Origin of the sequence: Flavivirga algicola, from assembly GCF_012910715.1 — a bacterium.
Lineage (GTDB): Bacteria > Bacteroidota > Bacteroidia > Flavobacteriales > Flavobacteriaceae > Flavivirga > Flavivirga algicola.
This window is the reverse complement of sequence record NZ_JABBHF010000016.1, coordinates 55,483-80,906: the sequence shown is the minus strand read 5'-3', so window position 1 is coordinate 80,906 and position 25,424 is coordinate 55,483. Positions and strand designations below refer to the sequence as shown.

Genomic DNA, 25,424 nt, shown 5'->3' with positions numbered 1-25,424 from the left:
AAAATTTACCATATAAGTTGTATATACAACTTATAAATGTATCATCATTAAAACAAAGTCATTATGAAAACTAAAAAACAGAAAAATGAAAACAATTCATGGTTCAATACCATTAAGATTAGCATAAAACCTTAAGATAAAAAAATTTAATACAAATGTTGCATATACAACTAAAACAATTTTATGAAAAATAAACCACTCACAGCCACGACGTTTTTTAATAAAGTGACTTCGCACCACAAAATTATTCTAACACTAAGCATCGTTATAATGATAGCCGTTTCATTATTTATTCCAAAGATGACCAAAGACACCAGTTATGATGCTTTTTTACCGAAAGACGACCCCATATTAGCTTTTAGAAATCAAACGAAAGAAACCTTTGGTTTAAAAGATCCTATGGTTATTGCCATAGTAAACGAACAAGGGATCTTTAATAAGAAGACCCTTCAATTAGTTTATGAATTAAGCGAACGTTTAAAAACTATATCTGGAATAGATCCTGATCAAATTACGAGTTTATCCACCGAAAATAATATTGTTGGTACCGATGCTGGATTGGAAGTTGATCCATTTTTTGAAATTGAAGAGCTCACAGATAAAAAAGCCCTTGAAGTTAAAGCTGCTATAGACAATTTTGAATTATATGAAGGCAGCCTGGTCTCTAACGACCATACCACGACTCTCATTGTTGCCGAAATGTTGGACAGTTATGATAAAAAGCAACATGAGGTTTATAAAAGTCTCATGAAGCTACTTGATGAATATAAATCCCATAATGAACAATTTTACTTGGCTGGAGAGGGTGCTGTAAGTGGTTACCTTATTCGATATATTGATGAAGATGCCATGAAAACCAATCCGTTTGCAGCCATAGTGATATCCATCATACTCATTTTTGCTTACAGAAGACTTCGAGGTGTTGTTTTACCTAATATTATGGTGCTTGCTTCGGTAGGGGTCGCCCTCGGAGCCATGGCGGCTTTTGGTGTCGACTTTTTTGTTATTACCAATGGTTTACCTGTAGTTCTTATTGCCATAGCGGTTGCCGATGGTATCCATATACTAGGCGAATACTATGAAACGGCTGCGAAACACCCAGAATTTACTCAAAAAGAATTGGTCGTGGTAACTATGACACACATGTGGCGCCCCATTACAATTACCTCTGTAACAACAGTCGCTGGGTTCTTGGCAATTGCTGCATCTTCATATATGCCGCCAATGACCTATTTTGGTTTATTTGGTGCACTTGGTGTATTTGCTGCTCTTGTATATGCGGTATTTATGATCCCTTCGGCCATGATGTTTCTAAAACCACAATTAAGTAAAGCTTATAAAAGCGATCAGAAAATAGATTATTTCGGAAAAGCTATGGCATTTATTGGTAAGGTGGTTATAAAATACCCCAAAGCCATTATTGCTATTGCCATCATTATTATTGCTTTTGGAATACATGGTGCATCCAAACTAGAAATTAATGAAGATCGGATAAAGAATTTTCAAGCAGATGAACCTATAGTAAAAGCAGATGCGCTCATCAATAAAAAAACAGATGGGACCTCTTATTTAGATATTCTAGTTGAAACTCCAGAAGTCGAAGACATTTTTGAACCTGAAAACCTTCATAAAATAGAAGCCTTGCAAACATATGTGGAAACATTACCGCATGTAAAAGGGAGCATTTCTATTGTTGATTTTCTTAAAAAAATGAACCAGTCATTAAATGAAAACAATACAGCCTACTATAGGATTCCCGACGACCGTGAATTAATCGCACAATATTTTTTACTGTACTCGGCTAGTGGTGACCCAACAGACTTCGATAACTATGTGGACTACGATTATCGCTTAGCAAACATTAGATTGAGAATGGATACCAGCGAGTACAACTTCGAAAAACCTGTCGTTGATGCGGTTAATACTTATTTATCACAAAATTTTAATAGCAGTACCATAAAAGCTACAAGTTCGGGTAAGGTTACTGTGGATGCTCATTGGATAAACCGATTAGGATTTAATCATTTTGTTGGCGCAGGGTTAGCACTATTGGTTGTTTTATTATTTGCCGCTTTAAGTTTTAAATCTATCTGGGCTGGGATATTAACCATTATTCCAGTATCTATATCTGTATTGTTCATTTATACGGTCATGGGTGTTTTAAACATATGGCTTGCCGTTGGTACTTCTATGTTTGCTGCTATTGCTATTGGCGTTGGTGTCGATTTTGCCGTACATACTGTAGATCGTCTTAAATTCCTTTTAAGTGAAAAAGGCTTACCCATTAAGGAGGGCTATCATGAATTTTATAAATCTGCTGGACGGGCGCTTCTATTTAACTTTCTGGCACTGGCCTTAGGGTTTAGTGTTTTAATGACAAGCTCTGTACCTCCTTTAAGTCAATTCGGGTTCTTAGTTGCGGTAGCCGTGACTGTTAGTTTTATTGGAAGCCTCACGCTACTACCAGCCATAATCTATCTGGTTAAACCTAAATTTTTTAGCACTTCAAAATAAGCACACATTTAAATAATATTCACCATAAAAACAATAAACATGAAAACAAGATTTTTAATAGGTTTTATTGCCATAGGATTAGTATTCCCATTACATAGTATATCACAAACATTACCATCTGGACAAAGTATAGCCAATAAAACACACACTAGAGATGAAGGTGTTTCCCTGAGTAGAAAACTCACTATGGAACTAAAAGATAAGAGGGGGAAAATTAGAATTAGAGAAACCACATCATTTCGTAAATATTTTGGAGAAGAAAAGCGTTTGGTTATTTTTTATCTAACACCAAAGAGTGTTATGGGAACTGCTTTTTTAACTTACGATTACCCAGATGCTTCTTTAGATGACGATCAGTGGTTATACATGCCAGCCCTAAGAAAGACACGCCGTATCTCTGCAGCTAATAGAGGGGATTATTTTTTGGGTACCGACTTAACTTATGAAGATATTAAACTTGAAACCAGAATTAATCGTGACGACTATACCTATAAAACGATTGGTAAAGAACAGGTTGATGGTCATGAATGCTTTGTTATTGAAGGACTTCCCAAAAGCAAAGAAATTGCTAAAGAACTGGGATATAGCAAAACTAAATTATGGGTAGATGCAACATTATGGATGTTAAGAAAAGCCGATAATTGGGACGTCGCTGGTAATTATTTAAAAACAATTGAAATTAAGGATATAAAAAAGATCCAAGGCATTTGGACCTATCATAAAATATATGTGAAAAATCATAAAACCAATCACGAAACTATTTTTCGAATCGATGAGGTCGATTACCAAACAGAAATTAATGATGATGCTTTTACTAAAGAAGCGCTTGTTAATGGTTTATAATGTTTTAAACAATATAGCATGTTATATAGATATATAGTGATAGGGTTTCTTTTTTCAATGGGAGTCCACGCCCAAAAAAAGCAAAATACATTTAGAGAAGCCTTTAAGGCGAGCCTTGTTATTGTTTCTGATGTTTCGTATGAGTTTAAAAATGAAGCGTTTCAAAAATCTGAAATAATCTTAAAACCCGAATTTTCATATAGACTCAACAGAAATTCAAAATTTGTGTTGAAAAGTCAACTTTATACAGAATTAAATGACAATCTGGAAAGAGGCTTTTCAGAAGATGATATGGCCTCAGATTTTAGTAAACGTTTGTTTATAGGCGACCGTACCAATCTAGAATTACGTGAATTTTTTTTCTATACGAATTTTAAAAACAAATTACGTTTAACGATTGGTAAACAACAAATTGTTTGGGGAGAGACTGATGGTTTAAAACTATTGGATGTTGTTAATCCTCAAAACTTCAGAGAATTTATTTTAGATGATTTTGAAGATAGTCGAATTCCGCTTTGGTCCATAAAAGCGGAATTCGATATCAAGAACATAAATGTACAATTCGTATGGATTCCAGACAATACATATCATATTACACAAGATTTTGATGCCCCGTTCTTTACCAAAAATTTATTTCAATCGCCTCCTGAAGGCATTCCAGTTGTTATAAATGAAACGGAGAAACCCCAGCATTTTTTAAACGATTCGGATATTGGTTTTAAGTTAAATACTTTCACCAAAGGCTGGGATTTATCATTAAATTATTTTTATTATTATGACGATTTACCCGTTTTTTACAACGTGTTACAAATTACAGACACCAATAATCCTTATGTAACTATAAGTCCAAAATTTGAACGGCAACATTTAATTGGTGGTACTTTTAATAAAGTATTTGGGTCTTCAACTTTTAGAGGTGAGATTGCTTATATATTTAATCAAAATTTCCCTTCTATAAATCCAAATGCTACCCATGGAATAGAATCCAGTAATTTATTTAAATCTGCCATTGGGATAGATTATATAAAAGGAGAACAGATAATTAGTGTTCAATTATTTAACGATCTTATAACCGATGCTATTTCTCCTTACAATAGAGATTTGTTTGAGACGAATATGTCTCTAAAAATTTCCAGAGATATGATGAATGACGCACTTAATACAGAAGTACTTTGGGTTCAAAATGTAAATCATGGAGATGGTTATGTAAAGCCTCAAATTAGTTATTGGGCGAATACAAATACCCAATTATTTCTAGGTAGCAGCTTCTTCTATGGAAACGAAAGCAATCTTTTTGGACAATTTAAAGACCGAAGTAGAATCTCTTTTGGAATACGCTGGGGTATTTAGTCTATTTATTTGATAACTAATGTGAAGTACATGCCAAAGCTAACGTAATTTCATGTGAATTTTAATACACAATCTGTTTATTTTATAATAATATAAAACAGTGATTTGTTATGTTGAAAGGGTAAAGCATAAGCGCCAAAACATTTCAGAAAGATCTCCTTAATTTATCAAGTAGGTCTTCCCTCACAAATAGCTATAAGCCTTCTTAATGTATCATTCGCCAATTCATAGTCCGACATTGAATTATTGTTTTTGAAAATTTTATCCAATATGACTTCTTGCCATGTCTTCGTTCTAATCCAAAAACGCCTTTTTAAAAATATATTCGTTTTATCTCCCGATTTTTTCAACTCTATAAAATGATGCCAATTATCCTTGTCGCGGCCAAAAGCAAACTTTACAGGAGGTTCCCAAGCACAAATAATTTCTTCAAATTTAGACCCCATGAAACCACCTGACTTTTGAATAGTCCCAACTCCAATTTCTTTGTCTGAATCACTATATCCATATGAGTGTGTTACGGTAAAATATTTCTTGTTTTCGGGGTTGGTGATAGCACTCCAACAAAGGTCTATATTTTGTTCTATTACTCCATGTACGGAAACATCTCTAAAAATGGCATTATCGTCAATATTCTTATTGTAATAATTATGCGTAATAATCCATGAGATAATACCGCCAAGCAATGCCCCAATAAAAAGCAGTATAACATCTAACATATCTATGTTAATAATTTATTGTTCATCTGATTGTTTAAAAATACGATTTCCTGAAAAACGGATTTACATACAATCTCTGTTTTTTTATTAGTCTTTGAAAAACCTTCTTATCCGTAACAATAAAATATAATAAACTAAATATGCCAACAGCTGTTTTTATAGTAAAATCACTAATAAATGTCTTATTATAGATTTCCCAAAAAACTTTTATACCACCTCCCAGACGATTTAATAATACGTTCTTGGGTCTCAAAATTGGTATGTACCAATCCAAATCTGGGGCGATACCCTTCTGCCCATTCAAAATTATCGGTAAAAGTCCAAACAAAGTAACCGTCAACATTAAACCCGTCTTTTTTAGCTCGATGGACCTGTTGAATATGTGATTGTAAATAGTGAAGTCTTTCTAAATCGTGCACCTTGCCGTTACTTAGTTTATCGGTAAAAGCAGCACCATTTTCGGTAATAATAATCTTTTTGACTCCTTTGTACTTATTAAATTGTGCTATCATATTATAAATACTTGGTGGATATACCTCCCAATCCATCAAAGTGGTTTTAACTTTGCGCTTAGAAGCTTTTACAATTTTAGCGTGAATATGAGGCACAAAATAATGATGCTTTACAACTTCTCTGGTATAATTCTGTACACCTATAAAGTCAAAATCAAAAACAGCATTAACTTCATCCCCTGCTTTTTGATAGTCTTGAATACGTTTCAGTACGGGAACAATATCTGAAGGGTACCCCAAACCTAAAGAAGGTTCAATAAAAAGTCGGTTAAGTAAGGCATCGGCTTTTTTCGCAGCTAAAATGTCTTTGGAAATATTTCTATATGGGGTAACTTGTGAACAAGAAAACGTGGTTCCTATAGAAGCATCAGGTATCATATTACGTAATATGCGCCCGCCCACAGCCTGACTCAATACGGCGTGGTGTACAGCTGGCAAAAAGTTTTTCAATCCCTTACTGCCAGGTGCATGTACCCCTAAAAAATAACCTGCCCCAGTGAATACCATGGGTTCATTTAACACCATCCAATGTTTAACACGATCTCCAAATTGTTTTGCACACACCATTGCAAATTGTTCGAGCCAACTAACAATATCTCTATTTACCCAACCGCCTTTTTCCTGTAAAACCTGAGGCAGATCCCAATGGTAGAGCGTTACCCAAGGTGTAATACCACATTCTAAACAAAAATCTATAACACGATTATAAAAGGAGATACCTTCTTGACTTACTTTTCCATGACCATTTGGTATGATTCTGGACCATGCCAATGAAAACCTAAAATGCTTTATGTTCATGGCCTTCATGAGCAAAATATCGCTTTTAAAATTGTTATAAAAATTACAACTCACCTGTGCTTGTTGTCCTTGATAGATAGCTCCCCTTTTAGTTGTAAATTTATCCCATATAGAGGCGCCTTTATCATGTATATTATGAGCACCTTCTATTTGATAGGCAGCAGTAGATACGCCCCATACAAAATGGTTTCCAAAATCTTGAGGACTTAGATCAAAGTTAGGTTCCGAATTATTCAAACTCATTATGGTTTTATAGGAGGGACTCTTCAAGCAATTGATCAATAATGCTTTCAGTAATATCTGGGTAATCAACTTCCACATAGGTATTACTTTCAATCCAATCCATCAACTTTCCGAAATGTTTCTTTTTAAGAGATTTTATAACAGGAACCCCCATTTCTTTTAATGCTGCTGCATTGCACTGCTGCTCGTATTGTCCTTTCATGGGAATGGTCATAAGTTTTTTCTTCATAAATAACACTTCAGCTGGTGTTTCAAAACCTGCGCCACAGAGCACACCTTTACTACTAGACATACTTTGAACAAAAGCTTCATTGGTTATAGGCTGCACTTTAATATGCTTTTTATCAATGACTTTTTTATTGTGTTTAGAAAAAATATCCCATTTTACATGTTTAGCCATAGTAAGCATTTTCAGTATTTTTTCATCGCTATAAGAAGGCAGGTATACAGTATAATGATCCATAGTCCTACATGAAGCTTTTCTAATATCTTGCCTAATAACTGGTGTAAAAATATTTTTCTGATAGGGTTTAAAATGAAAACCATATTGTTTGGTTGTTGGAGCGTAACTTTTAAGAATCAATTTTCCTAAAAGGTCTTGTTTTTTAGGTTTTGGAGCATTGGGGTTCAATACAGCTGCTTGATGACTCAAACTCACACAGGCTTTGTTTTTTAGTTTACATGCCCATGCCGAAACAGGTTCAAAATCATTGATAATAATATCATAATCATCAATTGGAAGACTATTTATTTCTTTTTGAAGCCGTCTAGTATTGGCTTTCAAATAAGTTCTCCACATGTTAACCCCTCCTTTTTTTCCAAAAATAAAACTAAGCCCTTTAAATTGGTAATCGATGGTATATGGAATATTAATATCCGCTTGCGTACCGCTTATAAGAATATCCAGTTCTATGTTCTTTTTTTGAAGTATTGGAATAATATCACGAGCTCTACTTAAATGCCCGTTACCTGTACCTTGAATTGCATAAAGTACTTTCATTATAGCATATTGATAATTGAGGTAAACCTCTATTTTTTAATGAATTGAAATTCCTTTATCAAGTTCTGAAAAAGCTCTTCGTTTTCTAGTACTTGCGATTCTTCATCATCTTGCTCTATATTTTCTTTTAGATTCTTTTTCATACTCTCATCTGCTTCATAATTATAAAGGCTCCATGTATTGTTACAATACTCTAGTGCTGTTAAATTTTCAATCCAATCACCTGAATTCAAATACATAACTGAACCATGAGACGTTTCTATATTTTTAATTTCTGGTTGGTGTATATGTCCACATATTACATAATCGTAGTTATTTTCTATGGCAATATCGGCAGCGGTCTGTTCGAAATTATTAATGAATTTTACAGCAGATTTCACACTGTTCTTAATTTTTTTAGACATAGATATAGGCTCCCTACCTAGCTTTGATGCAATGAAATTTATACCACTGTTTAACAGAATTAAAGAGTCGTAACCAACGGCACCTAATTTAGCAATCCACTTGGAGTGTTGCATAGTCACGTCGAATACATCACCATGAAATATCCAGGCTTTTTTATCATTAATATTTAGTATAACTTTATTAACTATGCTAAAAGCACTTAATTCAAACCCAACAAATTTCCTGAGCATTTCATCATGGTTTCCCGTAACATAATACACTTTTATATCTTTAGAAATCCATGTCATAATATGCTTTACCACCTTCATATGAGATTTTGGCCAATAACGTTTACTAAATTGCCAAATGTCTATAATATCACCATTTAATATAACTGTAGTTGGATTAATGGACTTTAAATACTTCAATAATTCTTTAGCTCGACATCCGTAAGTTCCCAAATGAATATCGGAAAGTACTACAATGTCAACAGGTCTTTTTTTCATATATTATTAACGCTAGTCATTTTTTAACTTTAAGGAAGAAATAGTAACTACTAAAGCGGATAATAAAAAAATTACGATCAAGACAGATAGATAAATTGAGATTATTTTCATATATCAAAATTAATCCTGCAAATATTACAATTATAAATAGACATTCATGTAATCGTAATTTTAAACTTAAATTAAATGATTGTTAATAGGATTTTGTTTCTAAGAACCTAGCAAAAGAACCCATGCCACACAAAAGACCTAATATAAATATGCTTGAACCTTATTTAGTTTGGAAATTTTGGGTTCAAACTAGAAATCTTCGGGCTATAAACAACCCCTAAAAAAAGGGGATAAACCCTACATCAAACAAAGGAAACCACTCTTGATGTGCGTTTTTCATAGTGATAATTTTGGTTCAATATATAAAAGCACTACTCTTTTTATATGTATTTACCATGAACCATCTTAAAACTTAGAAACTATGAAATCTAAAAATACGTACCAAATTATTATTCTGTTTTTCTTAATGATATGCTGTCATATGGTTAATGCTCAGGAAAATAATGATTACCGTATCAAAATAAATGCATACCAATTCGACCCACTAGAGCGCATGCCCGATATTTCTAAGGGCTTAAAACTAAAAGAGGTTTCTTTTTCAGACAGCACTTATCAACTGGTACAATTTAAACATGCACTAAACAGACAGGAAATTAAAGTCCTGAAAGAGGAATATGGACTAAAACTAGAGCATTACATTCCTAATTATACCTACTTAGAATGTATAAACAAGGATCAATTAAAGCGAATCAATAAACTTTCTTTTTGGAGATGGTCCGGCAATTACGAACCCGCATATAAACTATCTCCAGAAATTGGCACGTTAGAGCTAAGGACCACTGCAAGAAAAAGAAGGTCTGACCTATTATTAATGGCCATCGCCTTTGACAATGCAAATGCAGATACTGTAGAAAGCTTTTTAAGATCTAAGGGCGCTTCAAATCTAACTGTTATTGATGAAAGAAAATATAAGGGTCGGTTAAAGTTCACATTTAATTTTGCTAACAGAAACAAAATTGCAGAGCTGGTTGAACCAGATTTTATAATGCGGTTAGAAGAAGTAGGAGAAACATTTGATGACAACGGGAATACATCGGGCACGATACAATCTGGGACTCCGGGAACCACACCTTTCTGGAACGTTGGTATTAATGGAGAGAATCAGATTATAGGAATTCTTGATAGTGGCGTTACCGATATTAATCATTGTATGTTTTCAGATCCCTCCCAACCTGTAGGAAACAATCACCGAAAAATGGTAGGGCAGCGTGGAACCGGGATCAGTGCGCATGCTACGTTTGTTGCTGGTATAGCCGCTGGAGATGATATTAACAACCTTGGTACTGGGGCTAATCGTGGGATTGCATGGGCAGCACGCATTACGGACGAGCGCAGGAATAGCTCTAATATTCTAACAGATTTAAACGAATCTCATGCCGATGGTGCCCATATACATACCAATAGTTGGCATGATGAACCTAACCCACAATACAACCAAGTAGCAGTAGACACCGATAATTTCTTGTACAACAATGAGTTTGATTTTCTATGTGGCTCTTCTGGTAATGTAGGCGAATCTATTGGGCCTCCCGGTACAGCTAAAAATGCTTTATGTGTCTCTGCAACACAAACAGACCCCAATGAAAACAACTTTGGAGATGGCAATAGTGGTCCCACGCCCGAAGGAAGAAGAAAACCCGAAATTTTTGCACCTGGGTGTGGCATCACTTCTGCCCAATCTGGAACGGCCTGCGGTATTAACAACACGCAATATGGTGCCGTTTGTGCAACCAGTTGGGCGACACCTGCTATTGCTGGTACAGCAGCATTGGTTAGACAGTATTATGAAGAAGGTTGGTACCCCTTTGGAACCAAAGAACCCCATCTTGGATTTACACCTACAGGTGCCCTGATAAAGGCTACCTTACTAAATTCAACCTTAAATATGACTGGGATCGCAGGGTATCCTGGAAATCAAGAAGGGTGGGGCTTGGTACGACTTAATAATGTTCTATTTTTACCTGGCAATGCAAGAAACCTTCAGGTATGGGATGTGCTTAATAACTCAGGGCTTATAACTGGTGAATCTTCTAGTTATAATTTGGAAGTAAGTACAAACGGGCAGCCATTAAAAATCACATTGGTATGGACAGATCCACCAGCACTTAGTGGTGCTGCAACACCTCTTATTAATAATTTAGACCTTGTGGTTACAGGACCTGACGGTTCTGGAGACACCATTACATATACTGGAAACGATTTTACTAGTGGCCAATCTACAGTTAACGGTACAACGACAGACCAAGTAAATAATGTAGAGATGGTATTAGTAAATACACCACAACCTGGTAATTATACCATTCAGGTTCAGGGAACACAAATAAATCAAGACACTCAGGGTTTTGCTCTCGTTGCGACCGCAGATATGCCAGACCCGCCATTACCTACAGGGAGTCAAAATACTTTGGTAGTACTTACTGAGTTACCAGGAACAACCCCATCAGGCGCGCCTTCTCAACCCAATGCACAAAACCTTATTAATGATGTAAACGCATATATCAGTGAGGCAAGTTATGGACAAACGACCATTAATCCAACCTATGAATCTGTGACATTAACCACGCCTTTGGGTAGCTACCTTTCTTTAGATAGTAATCCATTAATAGAGATGACACAGGACGTGGTCGCAGAATTAATAAGTAGTAACCCTGACGTATTCGATCAAGGAACCGCCACGCCTAACGATGACATAGACCGTATTATGATCTTATTAAACGATCAAGGATTTACAGGAGATTGGGCCACAACTGGCGCCTGGCCTTATGAACTACCAGTAGGCCTCACAGAACGCCTTTCGGTTTCTGTAAGCTCTGTTTTTAATGATCCTGAAAAGCGATTAAACCATGCCATGTGCCATCAATTGGGTATGGTAGACTTATATAATCATCCAGGCGTGGTATTTGCACAACCGCATGTTGATAATTGGGATATCATGGGGAACCTAAACATCGTACAGCCCATGGCATGGTCTAAAGAACGTGCTCTGTGGCTTAGCACACATAGTCCTAATAGTATACGGTGGATTCCTCGACCTGCTCCAGGAAGCCCTTTTAGCCAGACCATTCCTCTTAATTGGTTAAGTTCAACAAACACAAGCAATCCAAGAGCTATTGCTATTGGGCTTACACCAGGTGTGGCCAACATACAAAACGAGAACGTTTTTTATTTTATTGAAGCGAGAACGACTTCTATTGGTACCACTGATGATCTTATTCCTGAAGATGATGGTGTATTGCTTTATTATGTCAATGAAAATATTACCCAAGGTGAAGGTCCTGTGCGCATCATAGATCAAAACTTAACTACAAATACATTGGACGATGCCGCATTTGGCACAGGTTCCATACCTCCCCCTGCTGGTACTGGACTAGATGTAGATGTATTAAACGCGACAGGTTCTGAAGCTTACCGTATTCAGATAAACTATGATCCACCTCAAACCACTAACGATATGAATATTAGAGTTGGTGATCCGCATTGGACCAGCCCTGATATTTGGGTAGATTCTCAAGTAGATGGTTTTGATGTTGAAAATGGGAGAACACCTCAAGATCGTGGTAATGATCCTGTACAAGGAGAAGACAATCGCATCTACTTTACAGTGACCAACCCAGGGCCTGGTGATGCTTTTGATGTTACGGTTTCTGTTAGGATTTCAGAACCATATCATACTATTGGAGGTGCTCCAGATTTTAATCGTTTCGTTAATCAAAAATTTTATGCCAAAATAGATGCAGAAAGTAGTATCACAGATTATGTAGTCTGGAGACCCAATGATAATGGCGATGACTTACATTCATGTATTAAAGTAGAAATACATGAAGTATTTAACGATATCAATAATTTTAACAATGAAGCTCAACAGAATGTAAATATACAAGAAAGTACAACTGCCAGCCCTTATGAACCCGTTATTCATCAATTTAGTGTAACTAATCCCTATGATTATTACCAGTTGTTTTATTTTAGGTTGGAAGGCTTGCCCCAAGGCTGGACCTATAACTTTACAGAAAACAAAAAAAGGCTTGCTGCTCACGAGCGGTATGAAGGATCTTTGACTGTTTACCCGCCAGATGATGCCGAAGTTTGTACAGACCATACAACATATATTACCAGCTGGATGCCCAAGGGAAATACTTTAGTGCAATACGGCGGTACAACATTGCAAATAAACCTTCGTAATAGAACCACCCTTACGGCTAATACACGATTAACCAGATGTCGTAGAGACGCAAATATTGCCAGAGGTAATGACACTCAATTTTCCAGTATAAGCTATGCACAAGCACAAAGGCCTAAATGTTTTCAATTAGTCACCCAAGGGTGTACAGACCCTATTCGCGCTAATGAAGAAATCATTCTCCGCTATGAAGACCCAGATGGCAACCCTGTTTACAGAGTTGTTATGACAGACGAATTTGGTTGTTATTCTGACACTTATGTGGTCACAGATGGTGGCGAATGGAAAGTCTCTGCAACTTATGAAGGTGATGATTGTAATGGCTCTACAACAACAGGCAGACAACCTGTAGCAGTGCCAATTCCAACACGGCCAGGAGGTACTACAGGAATTTTTGGTAGAAACTGGTGGTTCTCAACGCACGTTGGATCGACATATCCTTTGGGAACTCTAGATGATGATACAGATGCCAATATTTATGCTGCCGTGGATCTTTCGACACCTATCAACGATAATTTCAATCTGTCATTTATATTGGGAATTGCTCAAATGACTTCCGAGGTAAGCTCAGCTCTTGAACACCCCAGATACCATCATTTTTCGAGTAATATAGAATGGAATATTGGTGCATCTAGTGGTATGAGACCTTATGCAAGATTTGGTCCAGGTTATTACAGAGATAAGGACAACAATAATTTCTTTGGTATGAATTTTGGTATTGGCGGAAAAAGTCGCATCAATGATAAATTAATCATTACCCCAGGTTTGGATTATCATTATGTAGGTATAGGAGAGGATAACAACGCCTCTTTCCTGACCTTTCATTTAGGGATTATTTTTAAATAAAGCACTTCAGTTACCCTATATAAAGAGTATCTAAAAAGACTTTGTAATTTGATTTGTCAGGTTGAGCCTGTCGAAACCAACATTAAGTATCAGTATTTTAAAAATATTTCGACAAGCTCAATATGACATTGAACATACTTTTTAGACCTTTTTTATTTAACAAAGCTGTAATATTTTTCTCTATATTTACATAACACATTCCAAAACAAAAGTTATGAGTTCATACGAACAATGGGGAGATAAAGCTGCCGATATAGAAGCAGAAAAAAAATAGATTTAATTCTCATTCTTCTTCCGAACAACAATATAAACCTACCAAAAGAACAACTTCAAGTAGAAAGAAACCTGGTGGCTTTTTTAACTTATTATTCAAAACACTTCTCATTGTTTTTATTATTTATTTGTTTGCTGCTTTGACGAAATAATAGCTTCCTGATTCTGTATTAAATAAATCATTGGATATCAATAATCATGGTTGACAATTGTTTTCTGATTGCTAATAAAATGCTTATACTGACTTACAAAAAGAGGTCTGAAAAGTCATTATAATTTGATTTGTCAGGTTGAGCTTGTCGAAACTGATGTTGTTTATCCAGTAAGTTAAAAATTTTTCGACAAGCTCAATATGACTTACGTTTTACTTTTCAGACCTCTACATATTATAACTTTATCCTTATTTTTTAATTAATTTAAAAGTCTTAGCCTCTTTTTGCTGTCCACTAAGTTTTAGCAAATAAAAACCTGGGGCCAAGTTTAAGTTTTCAAGCGATAACTCGTAATCTTTTTTTGAAACATCTAAAGTCTTAGAAAAAAGGGTTTTTCCGCTTGTAATACTATATAAATTAGCAGCATTATAGCCATGTTTATCTCCTAACGATAAAGCTATACTCGAAGTAAAAGGGTTTGGAAAAATAGAAGCATTATTTAATTTGACTTCCTCCTCAGGTGCTGTTTTTTTAATTGACGATTTCGACGATGCAGAGCTTACTGTGGTAAATTTCCATTGTTGATTCTGATTTGATGCGCTGGATCTCCATAATTTTGCACTTTGGTTATTAGATCCGCCATTACCACCATCAATAGAATAATTTGAGGCATTTCGTTTTTGTAATCTGAAATGTCCAGACCCTGCACTTATTTTTTTCCAGTGCTGATTTTGATTGCTACTGCTACATGTCCATAATTTAAGGTTTTGTCCATTAGAACCACCATTACCACCATCTAGACAAAAGTTAGTATTTCTTTTTTTATAAGAATAATATCCGTTGCCACGGCTTATTTCTTCCCATTGCTGATTTTGGTTGTTGGTATTAGAAGCCCATAGTTTTACATTTTGATTGTTTGCCCCTCCATTACCACCATCAAGGGCATATCCTGAAGCATTTCTTTTTTTCATATGTATAAAAGTGCTACCTCCAGATCCACCTCCATTACCATTAGGCACATATATTTTAAAATCATCAATTCGAACATAGGCATCACCATCTGCTACATCTCTACCTCCATTATAATAATTAAACCAATAAGCATATACTTTTAGTTTTTCTACTCTACGAAAATTAATATTGGTAACATTACATACCTGTACACCATTTACCCAGGCGCGGAGTATCCCATTGTTTCGGCCTACATCATTCATTTTAACGTATTGCTTAACATGATACCACCTATTAAAATCCATATCACTTGCATCTCTTCGACTCCAAGATCCCCAATTTAATGCCGATGCAAAAGTTTTTGTACTAGCATGTGGTTGAGCCCCAGGGTTACTCACAGAATAAGCTTTGGGATTATAATTTCTATAATCCGTGCTACCTGTTCTTACTGGGGCATCATAGTTTGTATACGTATGATACAAATAGTACCTATTTTGAACATAGTTTTGATTATCACAATTAATGGTACCACGTGCAGACCATCCTTCTACACCATAACCAGGCCTGTTCCCCCATCCTGCTTCATCATAGGTTCCTGAAAACCCAGGAGCTTTACCACCATACCCTGCACTTTGGTTTCCCATAGAAGCATCATAACGAACACGATATTCGGCGTATACTTCTTCTGGTTCAAATCCCCATTTTTGCTTAAGCAAATAGCGCATCGACCCTCCATAATGCTGACCTTTATTAATTTTAATTTCAACGCATGGGCTGTTGTTATACCCACCCGATGTTAAGTGCTTAAAATTATGACCTGCAGTAAAATCATAATTGTTTTTAAAATTGGGAGAGTTAAAATTATCTTCCCACCTTTGTCCGTGTAAAAAATTGAACATTAATACTACTAAAAAACAACTTAGTAGCCTTGTTAATTTAGTTTTCATAATTCATGTAATTTAAGGTTAATATTACATTATTGTAATATTTACATAATATAGCTACGAATAAAAAAGGAAAAGGGGTACATATTAATTCAAAAAGAGGGGCAATAAGTTCTTTTGACGAATTATCGCTAATTATTTAACTGAATTACAGCTACTTGCTAAAAATTATTGAATATTTTTTTTAACCGACACACCAAAACAAACAACTATATATCTGAAATTCAAAGCATTAATTAGTCAACTAAAATATCCTTCGTGATATGTTATTACTTAATTGCTTAAAACAACACAAAACTCGACGTATGGATGATTTTCATATGTATAGCAATTAGAAGTTTAAAATATGCTGTTATTTTCGAATTTTACCTCTTTTATTATCGAGTTAAAACAAGAAACCGAGTACTTCCTTCCTCTGCTGTGGACAATATTATTAAAACATTAGAAAATAACGCCGAGAAGCTTTTAGTTATAATCTTTCATAATTTTTGCCCACAAATTGTTTTTATAAATACTTAAAGCTTTTTTAAACAACAGTTCTGCTTCACTCGATTTACCCAAACCTTTGTTTCCTAAGGCTTCTAAATAATATGAATATGAAATGGCTCTATTATTAGTAGCTGAAGCTTCTTCTACAGCAATCAATGTTTTGCTGAAGCCTTTTTCTCTATATGCCTTCCCTTTTTCAATTAATGATTCAAATAAGGTATTGGCTTTTTCTGTATGCCCTAATTTCTTATAAGATTCAGCTTGAAAGTAAAGTAGGTCATACATACCTCTTCCATTATTAGAATTCACACTTTTTTGATAACTACTCTTTGCCTTTTTACTGTTTTTTATTTTAGTATAAACCTCGCCTTTTAAGTAATGGATTAAAGCATTTTTTTCGTCGTGGGTTGGCTTACCAACTTCTAAATTCTCAGGATATATCATAGCGGCATCTAAATATTGTATAGCTTCATCGTATTTTTTCCTATTCGCTAATTCTAAAGCCTTTAAAGCGTTGGTATGCACATAATGCCAATAGATTTCTCTTCCGCCTTCCCAAGTTCTAAAATGATGATTGGATAAAAATTCCAGGGCTTTATCATAAGAGCCATCTAAGTTGTACAATTCGACAAGTGTTTTAGGTGCTTTCACATCTTGCTTTACGATATCTATATTATTTTCCAATATGGTTAAACATGCTTTGTAGTCGGAATCAGATTCATTATAATATTTAGATAATTCGGCATACCAAAGCGGAATATCATTTCGCAATGCTATCCCTTTGGATATATAATTTATGGCCTGCTTCATATCCTTGTTATTATGATAAGCACTAAAAGCCAAATTTCTCCATACCATAGGAATATCATTATTAAGCTCACTTGCTTTTTTCCATGCATTAATAGCATCTTCTTTTCTATGGTCATATAACAAGTTACCTAGTAAATAGTAGGCTGCTGCATTTTGAGCATCTAATCTTATAGCATTTTTTAGAACAGCTTCCGATTCTTCTCTATATGGAAAACAATAATCCAATGCTACATTTTTGGCTGTATTTAAAATAGCTAACGCTTTATCTTGGTCTCCAGATTGGTCGTAGAAATACGATAAATAATAATGTACCAGTGGATTTTTAACTTCATTTATAGAGGATAACAATTTGACACCATCTTCAAATAAGCCTGCATTCATATAGTTAGTCACAATTTCCAAGTAATTATTATCTACATCTTGCATGTTTTTATGCCATAACTGTATTGAATTTTTTCCGCTTAGTAGTTCTTTCTCATAAAGTGCAGAAAAATTTAAAGGGTCGTAAGCAATCAACTGATCTATAAGTATTGTTGCTTTTTCTATACGTCCTAATTTTCTAAGAAGTGCACTGTAAAGCACAACGATTCTCCCATCTCTATTATTACTGGTGTATGCTTCCGAAATATGACCAAGTGCTTTTTTATAATTTCCTTTTAAGCTTTCCATTTGAGCTAATTGATAATTTCCAGAAGAAAACCATTGGTAGTACCAGGTCGCTCTGGCAAAATTTTTATAAGCTTTGTCCATGTTACCAAGGCCTCTATGGGCCAGCCCCAAATAATAGTACAGTTCACCTTCTTTTGGCTGATAATATTTTATTTTCAATTTGTTGGCTGCATTTTGAAAGTAAGTTAATGCCTCCCTATATCTGTTTTGATCTACTCTTCTAATTCCTAGAGCAATATTGGTTCGATAATCGTTCGGTGAAATTTCTAGTGCCTTTAAATAATAATCGTCTGGATTTTTTCCAGGACGGTTAAATTGATCGACAAACCTTCCTGTAAGGTACAAGTCTTCAACAGAATTAATATCTTCAACATCCTTAATTGGTTCTTGAGGTTCTGGTAATGTCGGGTGTTGCGGTCTGTAGGGTTTATATGAAATTAACTCTTTGTTATTTTTATCGAAAAGCTGAATGTTCAAATTATATTCTTCAAGCGCTTTTTTTCCTTTGTATCTTGATGTAAATGGTTTTGCAGGCCCTAAATCAATCGTTCCTTCAGCTATAGTTTCTTCACCATATTTTAATATGTATTTAGCATCATTAAAGTTTTGTGTCGTATTGAAGCCATAAAAGACAGTTTTAGGGTTTCGCATTTGAAGCGTCACAGAAGCATCAATATTAGCATTTTTTACAACTTCTAACTCGCGAATGGGATACCAATAGTTTTTCGCATCTTTTACGGAATGAGGCAAAATCCAACTATAATCTGGCTGATTATTAGAGAATGTCCCGGTCATAAGTTCTACATAAGCTTTGCCGTCATCTGTTAATTTTCGTCGCGCATTTTGCCCTTGAAGACCTGGGCCAAACTGCCATAGTTTTGAAGTACTATTTTCGTGGGGGTCTCCAACATGAACTGTTCCTGCATTTACACCATAATCATACCCTCCAATAAAACCTTCTTTAGCGCCCCACATAAAAAATGAAACTGGATCTGGATGGTTTTTCCACCAGGTTAAATCTACATTTTTTTCATAGCTCGTTCGTCCATAATTATCTGTTTTATTTGATAGCGGCCATTGAATAAAATTTCTGTTATTATGAAACACACCAATTTCTTGACTTGGTGGCCAAAACGTTCTAAAGTCTTTACTTGCAGTTATTGCCACGTTTGCCCAAAATAGAAAAGTTTTAGTTTTTGTACTGGTATTATTTAAACGATAATCGACTTCGATATAAGACTTATTAGGATGTAATGTCATGCCTACTATCCCTCTGGCTCGAATCGTTTTCTCGGTTTCTCCAATCCAAATCGTAGCACTTCCATCTTCATTCTTCACCAATCTATAATCGCTAGGTAACATGGTTGTGGTTCTATGATGATGAGGGAAACACCATTCTATGCCTCCAGAGACCCATGCCCCAAGAGTTCCTATTAAATCTGGTTTTATAACACTGTTGGTATGAAACATTTCATGACCATTTGTTTTATCGATCGCAGAAAATAAACGGCCTCCAAAAGCAGGTAGCACTTTAACTTTAACAAATTCGTTTTCTAAATACACCATGTGATAAGTTTCATCAGAGAGCGTTCTTCCTAAGTTTGTTTGCGAAGGATAAGGGTATACGCGACCTTCTGCACCCTGTACACTTCTACCAGTATAAAATATTGGACTTATCTCGTTTTGTCCTGGTTTGTAAGTGGCAATCGTTTCGCTTCCTTCATATATTTTTACTTGGGCATTAATATGTATAGAAATAAATAATGTACAAACTGTGATTATGACAAAAAGCAAATCTAATTTCGAGTCATTCATTTTTTTAAAGTAAGTTGGTTGATTGGTGTATACCATTAAAAATAAACAAAGTGGCACAGAAATTAAACATTTCAAATTTCTGCTGTCCCCTAAATTATATTGTATTTTATAAATAATACATTTAAATTGCTATGCAAAGTCTGTACAAAGTTTGCATATAGTTTATGATAGAGCAGGAATACTTAACACATTGTCTTAAAAAAATTGAAGAAAAATTACAATGGAAACCATCTCATTTGTGGAAAGAATCAGATTTTGTAAAACTCTCTCAAATCATTTCAGAGCAATCAAATATTTCAATAAGTCCACATACACTTAAGCGCCTCTTTGGTAAAATAAAATATAAGACATATTACAATCCGCAGCTGGCAACCAAGGATGCGTTAGTTAAGTTTTTAGGGTATGATGACTGGCAAGGTTTTGTTTCAAAAATTAAAAGCGGAAAAAAAATTATTAGTCCCATCGAGAAGGATGATAAGGCTAAAAAGAACACTTTTAGTAGATTTAATATAACCGCTGGTGCCATATTGTTATTTATCTTAGTTGGTGTCGTAATACAATCTCAGAGCAATCAAAATAACTTAAAGATATCGGAAGATATTTTTGACGTTATAAATTCAGTAGGTAATGTCCCTTTTACCGTATCTGCCAAATATAATTTGTCCAATTTCAAATCAGATAGTTTAAGCATAGATTTTGATTTTAGTCATCCCATTAGAGGAAAACAAATAGTAAATATAGATAAGACTAGATTTATACATAATTTCACCTATCAAATTCCTGGATATTATTCCATTAATTTATTGGATAAAGAACACATTTTATCATCAAAAAAAATATTGGCTAAATCTAATGGGTGGGATAGCTATGTCGCTTATGAAGCCAATAGAGATAATTATTGGATCGATAACCAAATTAATAAAAAAGACACGACGGGTTGTTTATATTTTTCACCTAAACTTCTACATACCAATGGTTTTGATATTAACACTGTATTTTATGTTACCAATAGATTGTATAAAGATTTTGAGATTGATGGTGATCATTTTGAATTAAAGACGCGATTCAAAAACACAAAAAGCTTAGGGGGCATTACATGTTATGACTTTATATTGAAACTTATATGTGAAAAAAAATCTAACTATTTAAAGTTAATGGAATCGGGGTGTTCTCAATTTTCAGGAGTAAAAATGGGCGATAAAATTATTGAAGGAGCATATGAAAATTTATCGTCTTTTTCTTTTGATACGGAAAGCTGGAATACTTTACAGTTAATCGTAAAAAATAAGCATGTAGAAATAACCATTAATGACAAATTAATTTCTCGTTTTAATTACACTGAGCCCAATGGAAAGATTGTGGGTATAGAAAACATTTTTAAAGGTGCAGGTATGTTGGATTTTATAAGGATACGAGATTTAAAAACAGGTAAAGCGTTTTTTGATGGTTTTTGAAATAGAAAAACTCAATGGTTTACGAATAGAACAAGCTATATTTTCACCAGAATACTTGATAAAAACCTCTCATCACATGATTAATAAAATTTTGACTGTTACACCTGACCCTTTTATAATCTCAACAGCCTTAATTTAAAGGGTAGCATCCTATAATTGTCACATTATTAACTTCTTTTCCTTTTTTTAAACTTTAAAACACCCTGGGAAAACAAGTTCCCAGGATATTTAAAAACCCAATTATGGGCCATCTATTAGCGCTTTTACCCTACTACTTGCGCTAATGCCTTTATTATTTACAGTACAAACCATCTATTTAGCAGATTCCTAATATGGGGGCAAGGCTATACCATTCCCAAAGTATTCACTAATCCTTGATATCCTTTTAGGTTTTATTGTCAACTTGTGGTTGCAAAGCTGCCAACAACAATCAACCAACATTTTATATTGGCAGCTCACAACACTTTTTTCCATGATTTTTTAATTAATAGTATAGCTTGTCCTAACTACTTCACCCAACCTGAAATAGCCCAGAACTTCTTCATCGGGATTATTAGGGTTAATACAATTGCCTTTTAATTGTACAGGTGTGGTTTGGAAAGGTCCTCCTCCATCTCCCCCAGACTGACTTATTAAGATATCGATGTAATTATAGTAACTCTCAGAAATACCATAAATGCTTACATCTACAGTTGCTCCAGCGATTAAATCCTCATTATCGTATTCTATAAAATTTTCATTTCCATCTGTAAATTCGTCGCTTAAAACTCCTAGTGTGAGCAATGCGTTTACCGACGAATTAAACTCTCCCAAATAATAATTATCAATGTTAATAGGGTCGTCAAAGAATACTTTTAGCTGAATTTCTTCCTCATCTCCACCACCTTCTACCGTTTGTTCTATATCGTTAATCTCTGTAACCGACATTAGGGTTTCGGTTGCGGTGTAGGTTTGTCCATTATATAAAATTTCTAAAGTATAGGATTCGTTAATCTCTGATACAAAATTGGTAGTTATGTAATCGCCATTGTTTTGGTCTTCAAAAACAAACTGCGAACCATCGTTCACCTTAGTAACGATTACTGAAGCACCAGTAACGGGTACATTAGGATTATTATCAAAGTAAGCAGTAGACTCACTTAACTTAATGATTTGTATTTGCCCCGAAGTGCCCTTTTCCCAAATAATAGATGCTTCTACTACTAATCTGGAACCCCCATTCGGGACATCCACATTTACCGTGTCTGTACACGAAAAAAATAAACCGATCATTATAAAAACCGAGGCTATACATTTATATGTTTCATTGTTCACAAAATTGTTATTTGTGTTTTTGTATTTACCATTTTTATTCAAAAAGCTCATTGTTTTAAAATTTAAAGTTGTAAGATATTGAAGGAATAATGCCAAAAATTGCAGTACGTGTGGCTTCGTTTACGCCAGTAGTTGTGTTCTGCCCGAACGTAATTGATGCGGCATTTTTGCGATTATATACATTGTAAATACTAAATACCCATTCGGCTTGACATTTTCGATTTTTATTTTTTCGCGGTATGAGTGTTGCGGAAAGATCTAGTCGGTGATAGGCAGGTAATCTGTCTGCATTTCGTTCAGAATAAGTTGCTATAGACAATTCATTATACTGAAATTGTCCATTGGGATAGGTAACTGGGCGCCCTGTTTGAAAAGCAAAGTTAGTCCCAAAACGCCATTTGTCATTTAACTCATAACTCCCAGTAAATGATACGTCGTGTGTTCTATCAAAAGATGTATTATACCAATTACCATTATTAATCCCTAAACCTCCAGCGGTTCCTCCTGGTGTTCGCTGTTCTGATTTTGATAATGTATAGGCTAACCATCCCGTAAAATCACCTTTATTTTTACGAAGCAACAATTCAAACCCATAAGCTCTGGATTCACCAATTAGAATTTCAGTTTCTATGGTGTTTTGAGCTATAAGATCGGCACCATCAATATAATCTACACGATTATCTATCGTTTTGTAATATGCCTCAGATTCTATAGAAAACATATTATTTTTAAAATTCCTGAAATAACCAACAGCAAATTGGTCGGCTATTTGTGGTTTTAAAAATTTCCCACTTGGTGCCCAAACATCTAAAGGTGTGGCCGAAGTCGTATTGGAAATTAAGTGCAGGTACTGAGCTATACGATTGAAACTAACTTTGAACGATGATTTTTCATTCAGTTGATAAGACAGCGCAAAACGTGGCTCAAAATTTCCAAAATTAGCAATACTTTTACCATTGCCATATTCCGTTTCATTAATTGGATCGGCACGCTCGTAGATATCTAATTGTGTATTATAAACTACAGGTAAATTATTGGCATAATTATTTAAGGTTTGCTTTCCTAACCTGTTAAAATAACTATAACGCAACCCATATTGTGCCGTTATCTTATCCGAAATTTTATGTTCTAAACTTGCATAAGCACCTGCTTCTAAAGCAAATTTATCATCTAATTTCATGGGATTAATACCAGAACTTTCATTCAAGGGGTTTAGTTGCCCAGGATTGAAATTGTAATAAATACCACTTACACCAAAATCAAATTTTAGCTTATCATTCAAATAATACCCAAGATCATATTTAAGGTTGTAATTACTAATATCTGATTTCCAGTCTATACCATCAGAATTAATCTCGAGATTATAGTTGTAACGACTATAGATTAAGGATAGGTTAGAAAACAACTTATCATTAAAAATATGGTTCCAGCGAAGGTTTCCCGAAAGATTCCCATAAGAATTGGTAAAGAAATTAGACAACTTAAAAATATCATTCCCAAAATACCCTGACAGATATAATTTGTTTTTATCATCAATCTGATAATTGGTCTTCAGGTTTAAATCATAAAACCCAGCACGATTGCTATTATTTGCCAAAGCCAAAAATATGTTAGCATAAGAGGCTCGTCCTGCCAAGATGAACGAACCCTTATCTTTAAAGGTAGGACCTTCCATGGTAAGTCTACTGGAAATTGCCCCAATACCACCTGAAATCTTAAAGTCCTTGCTATTACCATCTTTTTGCCTTATATCTAAAACCGAGGATGCCCTACCTCCAAAACGTGCAGGAATACCGCCTTTGTACAATTTAATATCTTTAATAGCATCTACATTAAATACCGAGAAAAACCCAAACAAATGAGAAGCGTTATAAATAATGGCCTCATCTAGCAATACTAAGTTTTGGTCTTCGGCCCCACCACGAACATTAAAACCAGAGGCGCCTTCACCTGCATTGGTTACACCTGGTAATAATTGCAAGGATTTAATCACATCGACTTCCCCCATAACCGCTGGCATTTGTTTAATTGTTTGGCTCGATAATTTTGCCACACTCATCTGTGGTGCGCGCAGATTTACTTTTTTGGATTCTTCTGCATTAATTACTACTTCTTGTAACTGACCTGCATCTTCAACTAGCTCTGAATTGAGCTTGACATTTTCGTTCAACACAATCTCTTTTTCAATAGTAGCATACCCTAAATAAGAAATCACTAAGGTGTAATTACCCTTGGGGGCTGTTAACGAATAGAATCCATATTCGTTAGTGGTAGTACCGATAGTGGTCCCTTTTAATAAAATTGTAGCCCCTAAAAGAGTTTCTCCATTGGCTTGATCTTTAAGTGTACCACTTATAGTATACTTTTCTTGTGCAAAGCCCAACCAAGACATGATCAAGGCTGCAAAAATCAATGATTTGTTCATAAAATTGATATTATTTTTTCGATTTAATTCGCGAAATATAACGCCTCAAATAGTCACGAAGTGTAGTGTATTATTAGGCTAGGTGCAGAATGTCCTTTTTAGGTGCGAAACGTTTTTTGTTT

Annotated in this window: 13 protein-coding genes; 5 read left to right on the top strand and 8 right to left on the bottom strand. The window is 34.9% G+C overall.

Going from position 1 to position 25,424, the window contains the following annotated elements:
- Positions 1 to 183: 183 nt before the first annotated feature.
- From HHX25_RS20245 to HHX25_RS20235, 3 genes are read left to right on the top strand one after another with little or no spacing between them, the layout of a single operon-like run.
- The gene (locus tag HHX25_RS20245; RefSeq protein ID WP_169677196.1) at positions 184 to 2,514 is read left to right on the top strand and encodes an efflux RND transporter permease subunit; all 2,331 of its coding nucleotides are present in this window, start codon (positions 184 to 186) and stop codon (positions 2,512 to 2,514) included.
- A gap of 39 nt (positions 2,515 to 2,553) precedes the next feature.
- Entirely contained in the window at positions 2,554 to 3,357 is an 804-nt protein-coding gene (locus HHX25_RS20240) for an outer membrane lipoprotein-sorting protein (RefSeq protein ID WP_169677194.1), read from the top strand.
- Between the two features lie 18 nt (positions 3,358 to 3,375).
- Positions 3,376 to 4,707 carry a DUF1302 family protein gene (locus HHX25_RS20235; protein WP_169677192.1) on the top strand — a complete coding sequence of 444 codons (1,332 nt, stop codon included), beginning with the start codon at positions 3,376 to 3,378 and terminating at the stop codon, positions 4,705 to 4,707.
- Positions 4,708 to 4,874: 167 nt separating this feature from the next.
- On the opposite strand, the gene HHX25_RS20230 is transcribed toward HHX25_RS20235, so the two are convergent.
- The 4 genes from HHX25_RS20230 to HHX25_RS20215 form a co-directional block, all read right to left on the bottom strand.
- Positions 4,875 to 5,426 (bottom strand): hypothetical protein, encoded by a 552-nt coding sequence (locus HHX25_RS20230; RefSeq protein ID WP_169677190.1) that lies wholly within the window; start codon positions 5,424 to 5,426, stop codon positions 4,875 to 4,877.
- 185 nt (positions 5,427 to 5,611) lie between these two features.
- Positions 5,612 to 6,979: a GH1 family beta-glucosidase gene (locus HHX25_RS20225; RefSeq protein WP_169677188.1), complete on the bottom strand. Its 1,368-nt coding sequence runs from the start codon at positions 6,977 to 6,979 to the stop codon at positions 5,612 to 5,614.
- Positions 6,980 to 6,986: 7 nt separating this feature from the next.
- Positions 6,987 to 7,979 carry a glycosyltransferase family protein gene (locus HHX25_RS20220; protein ID WP_169677186.1) on the bottom strand — a complete coding sequence of 331 codons (993 nt, stop codon included), beginning with the start codon at positions 7,977 to 7,979 and terminating at the stop codon, positions 6,987 to 6,989.
- Between the two features lie 29 nt (positions 7,980 to 8,008).
- Complete coding sequence (locus HHX25_RS20215; protein WP_169677185.1) at positions 8,009 to 8,869, bottom strand: UDP-2,3-diacylglucosamine diphosphatase; 861 nt, start codon at positions 8,867 to 8,869, stop codon at positions 8,009 to 8,011.
- 472 nt (positions 8,870 to 9,341) lie between these two features.
- Here HHX25_RS20215 and HHX25_RS20210 point away from each other — a divergent pair, with 472 nt between their 5' ends.
- Positions 9,342 to 14,006, top strand: coding sequence for a S8 family serine peptidase (locus HHX25_RS20210; RefSeq protein ID WP_169677183.1), 4,665 nt, complete (start codon positions 9,342 to 9,344; stop codon positions 14,004 to 14,006).
- Positions 14,007 to 14,679: 673 nt separating this feature from the next.
- Here the strand turns inward: HHX25_RS20210 and HHX25_RS20205 are convergent.
- Together HHX25_RS20205 and HHX25_RS20200 are read right to left on the bottom strand one after the other, a co-directional pair.
- Entirely contained in the window at positions 14,680 to 16,329 is a 1,650-nt protein-coding gene (locus HHX25_RS20205; protein WP_169677181.1) for an RICIN domain-containing protein, read from the bottom strand.
- A gap of 462 nt (positions 16,330 to 16,791) precedes the next feature.
- Positions 16,792 to 20,109, bottom strand: coding sequence for a DUF5107 domain-containing protein (locus tag HHX25_RS20200; protein ID WP_169677179.1), 3,318 nt, complete (start codon positions 20,107 to 20,109; stop codon positions 16,792 to 16,794).
- 164 nt (positions 20,110 to 20,273) lie between these two features.
- Here HHX25_RS20200 and HHX25_RS20195 point away from each other — a divergent pair, with 164 nt between their 5' ends.
- A complete protein-coding gene (locus HHX25_RS20195; RefSeq protein WP_169677177.1) occupies positions 20,274 to 21,563 on the top strand; it encodes a hypothetical protein in 1,290 nt (429 codons plus the stop codon).
- 480 nt (positions 21,564 to 22,043) lie between these two features.
- Here the strand turns inward: HHX25_RS20195 and HHX25_RS20190 are convergent, their stop codons facing one another.
- Positions 22,044 to 22,928: a DUF4249 domain-containing protein gene (locus HHX25_RS20190; RefSeq protein ID WP_240964591.1), complete on the bottom strand. Its 885-nt coding sequence runs from the start codon at positions 22,926 to 22,928 to the stop codon at positions 22,044 to 22,046.
- 4 nt (positions 22,929 to 22,932) lie between these two features.
- Positions 22,933 to 25,302, bottom strand: a complete 2,370-nt coding sequence (locus HHX25_RS20185) for a TonB-dependent receptor (RefSeq protein WP_169677175.1) — start codon at positions 25,300 to 25,302, stop codon at positions 22,933 to 22,935.
- Positions 25,303 to 25,424 lie beyond the last annotated feature (122 nt).